Annotated in this window: 12 protein-coding genes; 8 read left to right on the top strand and 4 right to left on the bottom strand. The window is 71.2% G+C overall.

Features of this window, described 5'->3' with window-relative positions; translation table 11 throughout:
- Positions 1-124: 124 nt before the first annotated feature.
- Entirely contained in the window at positions 125-742 is a 618-nt protein-coding gene (locus tag C7C45_RS00540) for a DUF4126 domain-containing protein (RefSeq protein WP_110561606.1), read from the bottom strand.
- Between the two features lie 71 nt (positions 743-813).
- Between C7C45_RS00540 and nucS the strand changes: the two genes are divergently transcribed.
- On the top strand, positions 814-1,473 hold the full coding sequence (nucS, locus tag C7C45_RS00535) for an endonuclease NucS (protein WP_110561715.1): 660 nt from the start codon (positions 814-816) through the stop codon (positions 1,471-1,473).
- A gap of 2 nt (positions 1,474-1,475) precedes the next feature.
- Here the strand turns inward: nucS and C7C45_RS00530 are convergent, their stop codons facing one another.
- Positions 1,476-2,972 (bottom strand): aldehyde dehydrogenase family protein, encoded by a 1,497-nt coding sequence (locus tag C7C45_RS00530; protein ID WP_110561605.1) that lies wholly within the window; start codon positions 2,970-2,972, stop codon positions 1,476-1,478.
- Positions 2,973-3,227: 255 nt separating this feature from the next.
- Between C7C45_RS00530 and C7C45_RS00525 the strand changes: the two genes are divergently transcribed.
- From C7C45_RS00525 to C7C45_RS00495, 7 genes are all read left to right on the top strand, one after another.
- Entirely contained in the window at positions 3,228-3,644 is a 417-nt protein-coding gene (locus C7C45_RS00525; protein ID WP_110561604.1) for an FHA domain-containing protein, read from the top strand.
- Positions 3,645-3,789: 145 nt separating this feature from the next.
- Entirely contained in the window at positions 3,790-4,863 is a 1,074-nt protein-coding gene (locus tag C7C45_RS00520) for an alpha/beta hydrolase (RefSeq protein ID WP_425271099.1), read from the top strand.
- A 127-nt stretch (positions 4,864-4,990) separates the two neighbouring features.
- On the top strand, positions 4,991-6,781 hold the full coding sequence (locus C7C45_RS00515) for a 3-hydroxyacyl-CoA dehydrogenase family protein (protein ID WP_110561603.1): 1,791 nt from the start codon (positions 4,991-4,993) through the stop codon (positions 6,779-6,781).
- 40 nt (positions 6,782-6,821) lie between these two features.
- Positions 6,822-7,316, top strand: coding sequence for a SigE family RNA polymerase sigma factor (locus tag C7C45_RS00510; RefSeq protein ID WP_110561602.1), 495 nt, complete (start codon positions 6,822-6,824; stop codon positions 7,314-7,316).
- A complete protein-coding gene (locus C7C45_RS00505; protein ID WP_110561601.1) occupies positions 7,313-8,401 on the top strand; it encodes a hypothetical protein in 1,089 nt (362 codons plus the stop codon). The genes C7C45_RS00510 and C7C45_RS00505 overlap by 4 nt, the downstream gene beginning before the upstream one ends.
- Positions 8,402-8,459: 58 nt before the next feature.
- On the top strand, positions 8,460-8,789 hold the full coding sequence (locus C7C45_RS00500; RefSeq protein WP_036411703.1) for a hypothetical protein: 330 nt from the start codon (positions 8,460-8,462) through the stop codon (positions 8,787-8,789).
- 201 nt (positions 8,790-8,990) lie between these two features.
- The gene (locus C7C45_RS00495; RefSeq protein ID WP_110561600.1) at positions 8,991-9,800 is read left to right on the top strand and encodes an alpha/beta hydrolase; all 810 of its coding nucleotides are present in this window, start codon (positions 8,991-8,993) and stop codon (positions 9,798-9,800) included.
- 16 nt (positions 9,801-9,816) lie between these two features.
- Here the strand turns inward: C7C45_RS00495 and C7C45_RS00490 are convergent, their stop codons facing one another.
- Both C7C45_RS00490 and C7C45_RS00485 read right to left on the bottom strand, forming a co-directional pair.
- The gene (locus C7C45_RS00490) at positions 9,817-10,896 is read right to left on the bottom strand and encodes an AI-2E family transporter (protein ID WP_110561713.1); all 1,080 of its coding nucleotides are present in this window, start codon (positions 10,894-10,896) and stop codon (positions 9,817-9,819) included.
- Positions 10,897-11,239: 343 nt separating this feature from the next.
- Complete coding sequence (locus C7C45_RS00485; protein WP_110561599.1) at positions 11,240-13,264, bottom strand: coiled-coil domain-containing protein; 2,025 nt, start codon at positions 13,262-13,264, stop codon at positions 11,240-11,242.
- Positions 13,265-13,320: the final 56 nt, after the last annotated feature.

Here is a 13,320-nt window from a genome sequence, read left to right as displayed (position 1 = left end):
GCAGGCCGCCGACCTCGTCGCCCAGTACTGGAACAGCTGACCACCGCACCACCGCGACAAGCTTGGCCGGCACCCCGAGACCGGGGTGCCGGCCAGCGGCATGTCCAGGCGAGCCAGCGAACCGTCAGACGCGGAAACCCGCGGCGCGCGCCGCCGCACGTTCCCGGCGACGTTCGGAGCGCCGGCGGACGAACCAGAAGATGAAGACCACCAGAGCGAGCAGGAAGACGAGCACCAGGACGGGCAGGATGATCGCCACCACGGAGACCACCACGCTGGTGGCGTCCTCGGCGGTGCTGGCGACCGGGGCGCCGAACCCGGCGGTGGTCGCGTTGATGACCGGGCGTGCCGCCGACTTGAGCAGATGCACGCCCAGTGCCAGCAGTACGCCGGTGACGACCGGCACCCACTGGTGCGACGAGAAGAAGCTCCCCGGGTCACTGACCGTCACCGTCTCCGACGAGGACCCGGCGCCGAAGGCCAGCCCGCCCGCGGTGGGCCGGACCACGGTCTGCACCACGTCGTTGACGTGGTCGACCACGGGCACCTTGTCCGCCACCACCTCCACGGCGAGCAGCGCGGCCAGGATGACGATGACCCAGCCGTTGCCGAGCCAGGTCCAGCCGCTGGGAAGGTCGACCAGGTCGGAGTAGCGGCCGAGCAGACCGAGGATGAGCAGGGGTATGTAGGCGTTCAGGCCCGCTGAGGCGGCGAGACCGGTGCCGGTGAGGACTTCGAACACGGTCTCAGCATCGCATCGACGCGCCAGTGCCGCTCGGTGGCGACCGGCGGGTGCTCCGCTACCCTCGTCGGGTGCGGTTGGTCATTGCGAAGTGCTCGGTGGACTATGTCGGACGGCTCTCGGCTCACCTGCCGCTGGCCACCCGGTTGCTGATGGTGAAGGCGGACGGGTCGGTGTCGATTCACGCCGACGACCGTGCGTACAAGCCGTTGAACTGGATGAGCCCGCCGTGTCGCCTGGAGGAGGCCCCCGGTGTGTGGCGGGTGGTCAACAAGGCCGGCGAGGAGCTACGGATCACCCTGGAGGAGATCTTCCAGGACACCTCGTACGAGTTGGGTGTGGATCCCGGGCTGCGCAAGGACGGGGTGGAGGCGCACCTGCAGGAGTTGTTGGCCGCCAACCCTGGTGTGCTGGGTGAGGGGTTCACGCTGGTCCGCCGCGAGTACATGACGGCGATCGGCCCGGTCGACCTGCTCTGCCGGGACGCCAACTCCGGGTCGGTCGCCGTCGAGGTCAAGCGGCGTGGCGACATCGACGGGGTGGAGCAGTTGACCCGCTATCTCGAGTTGATGAACCGTGACCCGCTCCTCAGCCCGGTTGCCGGGGTCTTCGCCGCCCAGGAGATCAAGCCGCAGGCCCGGGTGCTCGCCACCGACCGGGGCATCCGGTGTGTGGTCGTGAACTACGACAGGCTGCGGGGCATCGAGAAGGACGAGCTGACGCTCTTCTGAGCTCACCTCCCGTACATCACCTTGATGGCCTTGACGAGCCGGGCCACGTCGGTCGGGGTCCGTTCGAAGGTCATCGACGGCAGCAGCGAACGGGCCCGACGGCGGGTGATCGCCTTGGCGCGGCCGAACTCGCGCAGCCCGTCCTCGCCGTGGATCCGCCCGAAGCCGGAGTCGCCGACCCCGCCGAACGGCAGGGTGGACATGCCGGCAAAGGTCAGGGTGGAGTTGATTGAGGCCATGCCGGAGCGCAGCCGCCGCGCGATGGACACCGCGCGCCGTCGGCCGAAGACCGAACCGCCCAAGCCGTACGGCAGAGCGTTGGCGCGGGTGACGGCCTCGTCGGCGTCGCGGACCCGGTTGATGGTCAGCGTGGGGCCGAAGGTCTCCTCCCGGACGGCGGCCGACTCCTCTGCGACGTCCACGAGCACGGTCGGATGGACGTACGGCGGCTGCACCGCGCTCGGGCCGCCGAGCACCGCGCGCCCGCCGGAGGCGATTGCCGCGTCGATGTGCCCGCGGATCACGTCGAGCTGTCGGGGCATGGTGATCGGGCCGATGTCGCTGCCCTCCGCCCCGACGGTCAGCTGACCGGCGCGGGCCACCACCTTGTCGACGAAGGCGTCGAAGACCGAGTCGACGGCGTACACCCGCTCGATGCCGATGCAGGTCTGGCCCGCGTTGGTCATGCCGCCCCACACGCACGCCTCGGCGGCAGCGTCCAGGTCGGCGTCGCTGTCGACGATCATCGCGTCCTTGCCGCCGCCCTCGATCAGCACCGGGGTCAGCGTCTCGGCGCAGGCGGCCATCACCTTTCTGGCGGTGGCGGTCGAGCCGGTGAAGGCCAGCTTGTCGACCCCGGAGCGGCACAGTGCCGCACCCACGTCGCCCAGCCCGTGCACGGCGGTGAACACCGGCTGCTCGGGCACCACCTCGGCGAAGCTGTCCACCAGCCACTGCCCGGCGGCGGGCGTGTATTCGCTCGGCTTGAGCACCACGGCGTTACCGGCGGCCAGCGCGTACGCGGCGGAACCGATCGGCGTGAAGACCGGATAGTTCCACGGCCCGATCACGCCGACCACGCCGTGCGGCTGGTATTCGAGGTGCCCGGAGAACTCGGCGAGGATGAGCCGGGACCGCACCCGGCGCGGGCCGAGTACGCGGCTGGCGTTGCGGGCGGCCCAGTCGATGTGCTCGATCGCGGTGACGATCTCGACGATGGCGTCGGCGATCGGCTTGCCGCCCTCGACGTGCACCACCTCGGCCAACTGCTCGATCCGTTTGGCCAGGAGGGCACGCCACCGCAGCATCCGTTCGCGGCGGCCGGTGAAGCCGAGCCCGGCCCACCATTCGCCGGCGGCGCGGGCGCGGTCGACGGTCCGTCGCACGTCGGCCTCGTTGGCGACCGGAAAACGGCCGGCCTCAGCGCCGGTGGCCGGGCTGGTGGAGATCAGCCGATCCGCCTCGATGACCGGGAGGCCCGGGACATGCACAGCCGTCATGGCGGCAGTCTAGACCCGAGAATTACTCACCGGTAGGTCTCCGATCCCGGCGGTGGGACGGGAGTCGCGCAGCCTCGCTCGATCGTTGATCAGTGCAGCTCAGGGCGCCGATGACAGAGGCGGTTCGTCCGAATCGTCGAACTGCGGATGGTCGCGAGGTCACGAGGAGCTGACCACCCGGTCGGTACTGATGATTACCGTCTGGTGGCAGGCTGACGCGCGGAGTAACGGTGTGGGGTGGAGGGCTGACTGTCCATGGAGGAACATCCGGAGCTTTTACCGTTGTTGACGGTCGCGGGCGGACCGATGCGCGGGGCGAGTTTTCGCCTTCGGATCGAACCGCAGGTGATCGGCCGGGCGCCGACCGGCCACGTTGTCATCGGCGATCCGCATCTGAGCCGTCGCCACGCGGAGGTGTGGCTCGCCCCGGAGGGCCCGTCGCTGCGGGACCTCGGCTCGACCAACGGCACCTGGCTCAACGATCGCCGAATCACCGAGTTGGAACGTCTCTCCGATGGTGACGTGATCCGGCTCGGCCGCACGGAACTGCGCCTGTTCGACCCTGGGGTGGCGCACACCGACCCGGTGGGGCTCAGCTTCGGCCCGTCCCGGCGGGACGTCCGACCGACCCTTCCGCTGCCGTTGGCCGCGCCTCAGGGCGTCCGCCGCTGAGTGTGGGAAGTGCCCTTGTCGCCGGCCTGCGACGACAGGGGCACGTCCTGCACCTGACCGCACGTCGACCCGGACGCGGCCCACACCTGTGCCGCGCCCGGGATGGCGCTTCGGCACCTGGACCGGCGGGGGTGGGCGTGGCAGCATGCCGCGGATGGAAACCGAGCAGCGGACCGTGACGGCGAACGGCATCACCCAGGCGGTCCGGGTGGCCGGGCCGCCGGACGGTACCCCGGTTCTGCTGATCCACGGCAACTGCTCGTCCGCGCTGTTCTGGGAGCCGCTGGTCCGGCGCCTGCCACCGACGCTGCGGGTGGTCGCCCCCGATCTGCGGGGATACGGCGACTCCGCGACGGCCCCGGTCGACGCCACCCGCGGCCTGCGGGACTTCGCCGACGACGTGGCCGCCCTGCTGGACGACCCGACGCTCTTCGACGCTGGCAACGCCCGCCCGGTGGTGGTCGGGCACTCCCTCGGTGGCGGAGTGGCGATGCAACTGCTGGTCGACCATCCGCGCCGAGTGAACGCGTTGCTGCTCGCGGCACCGGTCTCCCCGTACGGCTTCGGCGGCACCCGCGACCTGACCGGCACGCCGACCACCCCCGACTTCGCCGGCACCGGCGCCGGCACGGCGAATCCGGACTTCGTCGCCCGGCTCGCGGCCGGCGATCGGAGCGCGGACGCCCCGGCCAGCCCACGCGCCGTCCTGCGAGCGACCTATGTGGCCGATCCCGCCGCACTGGGCACGGACGAGGACCTGCTGCTGGACACGGTGCTCTCCACCGCCACCGGAGACGACAACTACCCGGGCACGGCGGTGCCCTCGGAGAACTGGCCGGGCACCGCGCCGGGAGAGCGCGGGGTGCTCAACGCGCTTGCGCCGACCCACTTCCGGCTCGCCGACGAGCTGGTGTCCGTCGTCGGCAAACCTCCCATCACCTGGGTACGCGGTGACGCCGACGTCATCGTCTCGGACACCTCGCTGTTCGACCTGGCGTACCTGGGTTCCCTGGGTCTCGTGCCCGGCTGGCCAGGCGAGGAGTCCTGCCCGCCGCAGCCGATGATCGGCCAGACCCGCGCGGTGCTGGAGCGGTACGCGGCGACCGGCGGCGCGTACCACGAGGTGGTGCTGCCCGGCTGCGGTCACAGCCCGCACCTGGAGCGCCCGGCGGAGTTCGTCGCTGAGTTGCTGGCACTGACCACCGTGCCCGCCGCCTAGAGGCCCCCACGCTGCCGCTGGTGAAATTAGCCACGGCATCTCGACAACCGAACGTCACGTGGCAGACTCGCGCGCATAACCTAATCGGCCGTTCAGGGGCCGGGCGGAGTGTCTGGGGAGGCCGGTCGTGGCGCGCGAGTTCAGCACCGTGGGTGTGGTGGGGCTGGGCACCATGGGTGCCGGCATCGTCGAGGTCTTCGCCCGCAACGGCATCGACGTGGTGGCGGTCGAGATCTCCGAGCCGGCGCTGGAGCGGGGTCGGGCCACCCTCACCCGTTCCACCGACCGGGCGGTCGCCAAGGGCAAGCTCGCCGCGGCGGACCGCGACGCCCTGCACGAGCGGGTGCGCTTCGCGGCCGGGCTGGACGCGCTGCACTCCGTCGACCTGGTCATCGAGGCGGTGCCCGAGCACCTGGACCTCAAGCAGCGGATCTTCGCCGAGCTGGACCGGGTCTGTCGGCCGGAGACCATCCTCGCCACCAACACCTCGTCGCTGAGCGTCACCGAGATCTCGGTGGCCACGACGCGTCCCAACCAGGTGATCGGCATCCACTTCTTCAACCCGGCTCCCGTGATGAAGCTGGTCGAGGTGGTCCGTACGGTCGTCACCGCACCCGAGGTGGTCGCCGACGTCGAGGCGCTCTGCGCCCGGCTCGGCAAGGTCGACGTCACCATCAACGACCGGGCCGGCTTCATCGCCAACGCGTTGCTCTTCGGCTACCTCAACCACGCGGTCGGCATGTTCGAGTCGCACTACGCGACCCGGGAGGACATCGACGCCGCGATGAAGCTCGGCTGCGGCCTGCCGATGGGCCCACTGGCGCTGATGGATCTGATCGGCCTGGACACCGCGTACGAGATTCTGGACACCATGTACCGGCGCGGCGGGCGGGACCGCCGGCACGCCCCGGTGCCGCTGCTCAAGCAGATGGTGACCGCGGGGCTGCTCGGTCGCAAGTCCGGGCGCGGCTTCTACACCTACGAGCGGCCCGGATCGCCGGTGGTCGTACCGGATGAGACGACGCCGCTGGCCACGGACGCGGCGGTCGCCGACGGGGCGCGCGCCATCGCGAAGGTTGGCGTGGTGGGCTCCGGAACGATGGCCACCGGGATCATCGAGGTCTTCGCGAAGGCCGGCTACGAGGTCGTCTCGGTGACCCGCGGCATGGAGAAGTCCGCGAAGGTCTGCGAGGCGGTGAAGACCTCGCTGAACAAGGGCGTGGTGCGTGGCAAGCTCGCCGAGGCCGACCGGGATGCCGCCCTCGGCCGGGTCAGCTGGTCGGCCACGCTCGACCATCTCGCCGACGTCGACCTGGTGGTCGAGGCCGTGGTCGAGGAGTTGAGCGTGAAGAAGGCGCTCTTCGCGAGCCTCGACGAGATCTGCAAGCCCGGCGTGGTGCTGGCCACCACGACCTCCTCGCTGCCGGTGATCGACGTGGCGATGGCCACCCACCGGCCCGCCGACGTGGTGGGGCTGCACTTCTTCAACCCGACGCCGGTCATGCCGCTGGTCGAGGTCGTCCGCACCATCCGCACCTCCCCGGAGGCCACCGCCACCGCCCGCGCGGTCTGTGCCGCGCTCGGCAAGACCGCCGTGGTCTGCGGCGACCGGTCCGGGTTCATCGTCAACGCGTTGCTCTTCCCCTACCTGAACGACGCGGTGAAGATGCTGGAGGCCAGCTACTCGACGGCCGACGACATCGACCACGCGATGAAGCTGGGCTGCGGCTACCCGATGGGGCCCTTCGAGCTGCTCGACGTGGTCGGGCTGGACGTCGCGCTGTCGATTCAGCGCGAGCTGTACCTGGAGTTGCGCGAGCCGGGCTTCGCGCCCGCGCCGCTGCTGGAGCACCTGGTCACCGCCGGCTACCTGGGCCGCAAGACCCGCCGCGGCTTCCGCGACCACTCGCACCGCTGACCGGGTCAACGCCGGAGGGCTCCGGCCGCGTCTGCATGGTGTGACCTTCGAGGAGTACGTCGCCAGCCGCGGCCCGGCCCTGGTCCGGCTGGCGCGACTGTTGACCGGCGACGAGCACCGGGCCGAGGACCTCACCCAGGACACGCTGTCCCGGGCGTACGTGCACTGGCGCCGGATCTCCCGGGCCGACCGACCCGACGTGTACGTGCGCCGGATGCTGGTCAACGCCAACAACTCCTGGTGGCGCCGCCGGTCAAGCCGTGAGCTGGCCGTCGAGACCGTCGTCGACCGCCCGCAGCGCGGCGACCTCGGCGGCGAGGTGGCCGACCGGGACGAGATCTGGCGGCTGATCCTCGGCCTGCCCGACCGCCAGCGGGCGGTGCTGGTGCTGCGCTACTACGAGGACCTCGACGACGCGACGATCGCCCAGATCCTGGACTGCTCGCCGGTCACCGTCCGCACCCACGCGATGCGGGCGTTCGCCAACCTGCGGGAGCGCTACGGTGCCCCGGCCACGAACGGGAGCCGACCGTGATCGACTTCGACGACCAGATCGCCCAAACCCTGCGGGACCGTGCCGAGGGCGCCGTGGACGCCGGCCGGCTGTTGCGGGCTTCACGCGCCCGGGGCCGCCGCCGCCAACTCCACCGCCGGGTCGCCGCGGGGACCGCGTTGTCTCTGCTCGGGGCGCTCGGCGTCGTGGGAGTGACCGGGACGGGCCTCGACGGGTTGTCCGACCGCTTGCCCTGGACCGCCACCACGTCGACCGGGGCCACACCAGTGCCGCCCCGCGTCGACGGGGTGCCTGGGTCCGCCGCCGACCCAGCATTGGTCGGCAGCGATCCGAACGTGCTGCACTTCGGCCTCGACCCGGCCAGGGCCCGCTATCTGGGCTGGTCGGTTGTCCGGGGCCACACCGAATCGGTACGGCTCAGCGTGCGGGATGACCAACCGGTATATGTCGAGGTAAGCAGTACGCCAGAGTTGTCGATCACCGTCTCATTCGGCGGCGTCGAGGTTGACGCGGCCGCACCGGGGCCCCAGATCTTCGACGGCACGATCCACCCGGCGAGCGGCGGCGTAAGTGCAATGGTCAAGTCGTGGCACCCCGCGCCAGGTCTGTACGCCCGTGCCGTCATCCTGGGAGGGGACCGTGCCGGGCTGGAGCGGGCGGTCGAGGCACTGCGCTGGAACGAGGCTCGCTCGTGCGCCGTGCCGCTGCGGCTCGACGCCCTGCCCGAAGGCGCGTCGCTCACTGGCTGCTCGGTTGATCTCAGCTCCTACCCGAGCCTGGTCACCTCGAACTTCACCATCGGGCGGTCGGCGACCCAGGTCATGTTCGTGGACTACCGCTACGCGAGCGGGGCTGGTACCCGTACCGCAGGGAATCGGACTGTCGCCGGCCGGCCCGCGTACCTCTCACCGGACGAAACGACCCTGGATCTGCTCGGCATTCCCAAGACGATGGTGAGTGCCAACTTCGAATGGCAGTGGGAAGGCAGACAGCCGATCGGCGTCGAGCCGGGCGCGTCCAGCGGCTTCACCGAGGCGGATGCGACGACCGTTCTGGCGGGGGCGCGGGTCGTCGAGGACCCGACGCGGCCGGAGAGCTGGGAGTGATCTCAGCCGTCGGGCGGGCTGGCCGCGAGGTTGTCCCGTCTGACGGACCGTACGCTTGGTGACTGTGAGCCCCCGTCGCAATCGCCCTCGCCGGGACGAGAACGCCAACCTGGACGCCGACCGGGTCCGGCAGGGTGTCGCCTCGGTGCAGCAGTGGACCGACGGCGCCTGGCAGGTACGCGGGATCGGCGCCGGCGCGTCGGTCAAGACGTACCGCTGCCCCGGCTGTGACCAGGAGATCCGGCCCGGGGTGGCGCACCTGGTGGCCTGGCCGGCCGACGGGCTGGGTGACCTGACCGACCGGCGGCACTGGCACAGCGGCTGTTGGCGAGCCCGGGACCGGCGCGGCCCGGCGGTGCAGCGCGGCCGGGGCACCCCGCGCTACTGAGCCTCCCGACCGGGGGCCTGGCGCCCCGGCCCCGCTTCCCGCGCGGCGTGCGTTGCGCCCCGGCCCCGCTTCCCGCGCGGCGTGCGTTGCGCCCCGGCCCCGCTTCCCGCGCGGCGTGCGTTGCGCCCCGGCTTAGCGACCTGGGTCACCCTGTTCGTGCCTGGGCGGGCGGCGGCGGTGACTTCGCGACAGACTTGTGCGGTGAGCACAGCGATCCGCGCGTCGTCGATCCTCCCCGGCCGCCGGGAGGACATCGAGCTGCACACCGCCGACGGTCTCCGGCTGGTCGGCGAGCTGGCCCTGCCGGCCGACCGGCCGCCGGTGGCCACCCTGGTCTGCCTGCACCCGCTGCCCACCCACGGCGGAATGATGGACAGCCACGTCTTCCGTAAGGCGGCCTGGCGGCTGCCCGCGCTGGCCGACCTGGCCGTGCTGCGGTTCAACACCCGGGGCACCAGCAGCCTGCGCGGCACCAGCGAGGGAACGTTCGACGGCGCGGTGGGGGAGCGGTACGACGTGGCCGCCGCCATCGAGTACGCGGAGTTCGCCGAGCTGCCCAACATCTGGCTCGTCGGCTGGTCGTTCGGCACCGACCTGGCCCTGAAGTACGGCTGTGACCCGGCGATCGCCGGGGCGGTCCTGCTCTCCCCGCCGTTGCGTTTCTCGGCTCCTGCGGACCTGACCACCTGGGCCGAGTCCGGTCGGCCGCTGGTGGCGCTGGTGCCGGAGTTCGACGACTACCTGCGTCCGACCGAGGCGCGGGAGCGGTTCGCCGCGGTGCCGCAGGCCGAGGTGGTCGGGGTGCCGGGCGCCAAGCACCTCTGGGTGGGTGACGCGGAGACGGTGCTCGACGAGATCGTCCGGCGGGTCAACCCGGCCGTCGAGGTGCCGCTGCCGACGACCTGGGACGGCCCGATGGAGGCCGGCGACGTCAGCGCGTACGCCGACCGGACGGTGGCCTCGTTCGCCGACACGCCCGTCCCGGGCCCGGCCGCGAGCAAGGCCGACTGACCCCGCCGGTCGCGGGTCAGCGGGTCTCCTGGCGCGGCAGCACCACCTCGCGCAGGATCAGTTGCAGTGCGGCCACCGTGGGGATGGCGATCAGCGCGCCCACCACGCCGAGCAGGGCCACGCCGAGCAGCGCGGCCAGCAGGGCGGCCACCTCGTTGACCTCCACCGAGCGCCGCATCACCTTCGGGTAGATCAGATAGTTCTCTACCTGCTGGTAGATGAGGAAGAAGACCGCGCAGGCGATGCCGACGGGCAGGTTGTCGGCGAAGCCGACCAGACTCACGATCACCGCGCCCAGGGTGGCGCCGATCTGCGGGATCAGGTCGGTCACCGCGACCACCACGGCGAGCGCGAACGGGTACGGCAGCCCGACGATCAACGCGAAGACGAAGGTCGTCGCGCCGGCCAGCACCGCGATACTCAGCGCGCCGACCATGTAGGCGCCAACTTTGGCCAGGATCTCATCGCCGATCAGTTGCACCCGCTCCCGACGCGACCGGGGCACCAGCGCGTAGCCCAGGGCGCGCAGCCGGTTGAAGTACGCCAGGAAGTAGATGGTCAGCACCAGCACGGTGAGGGCCCGGAACACCGTGCCGAAGATCAATTGAGCGCCGCCCAGCACGCCGCCGAGGGCTCGGCCGATGGTGTCCGCGTTGGCCGCGTTCTGCACCCGCTGCACCACGTCGTAGCGCTCCACCAGGTCATTGACCGTCGGATTGCGGCGCAACTCCTCGACGTAGCTGGGCAACTGCTCGATGAACTGCCCCGACTGCGTGACGATCGGTGGGACGAGCGCCACCACGCCACCGCAGAGCAGCAGCACCAGGGTCAACGCGACCGCCGCCACGGCCAGGCCGTGCGGCACGCCCCACCGGCGTAGCCGGACCACCGCCGGGTTGAGGCCGACCGCGAGGAAGAGCGCGATCATCACCAACACCAGGATGCCGCCGGCGTTGCGAATCCCCTGATAAAGGGTGTACGCCAGTAGCACGCCCAGAGCGCCGGTGAAACCGATCAGGAAACTGCTGCGGCGCAGTGGCCGCCCCGGCGTACCGAACTTCCCGGACGGGACCGCCGGCGGCTCATCCGGGTCGATCCCCGGAGCGGGGACCGGCACCGGAGCCGGCGCCTCGGCCGCTGTCTCGGGTTGTGCTGTCTCGGGCTGTGCTGCCTCGGCCGGTGGGCGAGTCACGTCCGGGCCGTCGCCCGACGGGCTGTGCTGCGGCACCAGAACCTCCCGGGTCTGCATGGGGGCGGCCCCGGCACATCCCCCGACCTGTTATACCTGTGAGTCATCAATATGACTCACAGGTATACCACTCGTCCGGACAGGACCGAGTGGCCGAAGGCTCAGCAAGAAACTCCGCCGCACGGGTTCGACCGGGCGTGATCTGGGCCGACGATCGGCGCTCCTGCCGCCGCCCGCCCCCGACGAGCGGTCACTCCTTCTCGATGGTGACCTTGCTGGGCTTGGCGCTGCGCTCGTCGGTGGTCGGCTTGGTGGGGCGCTTACCGTTCTCGCCGGTGCTAGTGATCTTGGTTGGCTTGGCGCCCCGGCCGCCCTCGCCCGGAACGGCGGCCACGGTCGGCTCGCCCTCCACCCCGGCGCTCGCCGTCCCACCGTCCACAGTGGTCACCGGCTCGGCGACCGGCCGCGTCGTGGACTGCCCGGACTCCTCCGCGCTGGCGTTCACCGGCTGCTTGGCCTCAGCGGGCTCGGCCTTGTCGGGCGCGCTCGTGCCCACCCCGTCGCCGGTGGTCGGGGCAGTCGGGCCGTCGATCGGGCCCGCGACGCTCTGCAACCGCAGGTCGGACATCTGCCGCTGAAGCTCGTCGGACTCCTGCCGAGCCTTCCAGGTCTCCTGTCGCAGGTCCGCGAGCTGCTGCTGAGCCTGGGCGATCTCCAGCATCACCTGGGCGAGCTGCTGCCGGCCCGCCGCCGACTCCTGCTGGGTGGCCGCCAGGTGCTGCTGAGTGGTGGCCAGGTGCTGCTGGGTCGTGGCCGCGTACTCCTCGAACTGCCGGCGGGAGGCCGCGACATGCTCGTCGGCCTCGCGGCGCTTGGCGCCGGCCTCGGTCTCGGCCCGGCTCAGCAGCTCGGCGGCCTCCGCCTCGGACCGCTGGCGCAGAGCCGCCGCGTCCTGCTCGGCCGCCTGGCGAACGCCGGCCGCACCCTGCTCGATCTCGTTCTTGCGCGTGGAGTATTCGGTCTCCAGCTCGTTCTTGCGGCCCGTGTACTCGGCTTCCAACTCGTCTCGCCGAGTGGTGAAACTCGTCTCCAGCTCCTGCTGACGACTGGTGAACCCGGTCTCCAGCTCGTGCTGGCGGGCCTTGTGCTGCTTCTCCAGCTCATCGCGGCGCTTGGCGAACTCCTGCTCGGCCGTGGACCGCTGCTGCGCCAGCTCCCGGTCGGCCGCCTCCCGACGCGAGTTGACCTCCTGCTCCACCCCGGCCCGCCACGCGCCCAGCTCCTGCTGAGTCTGCGCCCGGGTGTGCTGCACGTACGCCTCGGTCTCGGCGCGCATCCGCTGCACGTACGCCTCGGTCTCGGCGCGGCCGCGCTTGGCCGCCTCGGAGGCCTGCGTGGTCAGCCGCTCGGCCTCCTGCTGCGCCTTGGCGCGGGTGGCCCGCCCCGCCATCGACGCGTCGTCGATGATCTGCTTGGCCTCCTGCTGGGCCTTCGCGTGGGTGGCCCGGCCGGCCTCGGTCGCGGTGTCGGTGAGCCGCTTGGCCTCCTGCAGGGCCTTGGCGTGCACCTCCTTGGCGGCGTCGCGCAGGTCGCTGGCCTCCTGCCGGGCGTTGGCCAACGTCTCGCGGGCCGTCTCGCGCAGCTTGGTCGACTCCTGCTGGGCCCGGGCGTGGATCTCCTTGGCGGTGTCCCGCAGCTGGGTGGCCTCCTGCTGGGCCTTCGCCAGCGCGTCCTGCGCCGCCTTGCGCAGCTGCGCGGACTCGTCCTTGGCCGACCGCAGGGTGGCTTCCGCCTCGGCCCGTCGAGCTGCGCTGAGCCGCTCCTCCTCGGAGCGCCGCGCGGCGAGGGTGATCTCAAAGTCCTTCAGCGCCCGCGCGGCCTGCTCGCGGGCCTCCTCGATGATGTGCTCGGCGGCGGCACGACGCGCTTCGATCTCCACATTCGCGTCGGACAGGATCTGCTCGGCCAGCTCCTCGGACTGCGTGACGATCGAGTCGACCAGGGGCCCGAGGTGCTTGAACGAGGCTCGGTCGACGACGTTCATCTGCTTGCGGACCTGGGTCAGGTCGCGCTGGAGCACCTCGACCTGACCGGCGAGCTTGTGGATCTGTGTGTACGCCTGTTCCCGTTCGTTGGCGAGGGTCGCGATCTCGTGCTCGGCACGCGCGACATACCGATCAACCTGTTTTTTCTCGTACCCGCGCAGAGCGGACTCGAAGCTTGGCTCCGTCGTCACGTCCCCGCCGAGCGCGAACAGTTCCTCGCCGTGCGACATGCCCCCATCCTCACACGCAACAGGCCCTGCTGGGGCGATACGGACGCGCCTTGTGC

Origin of the sequence: Micromonospora arborensis, assembly GCF_003205615.1 — a bacterium.
In the GTDB taxonomy this organism is placed as follows: Bacteria; Actinomycetota; Actinomycetes; order Mycobacteriales; family Micromonosporaceae; genus Micromonospora; species Micromonospora arborensis.
The sequence above is the reverse complement of the archived record's forward strand: the minus strand, read 5'-3'. Positions and strand labels throughout refer to the sequence as shown.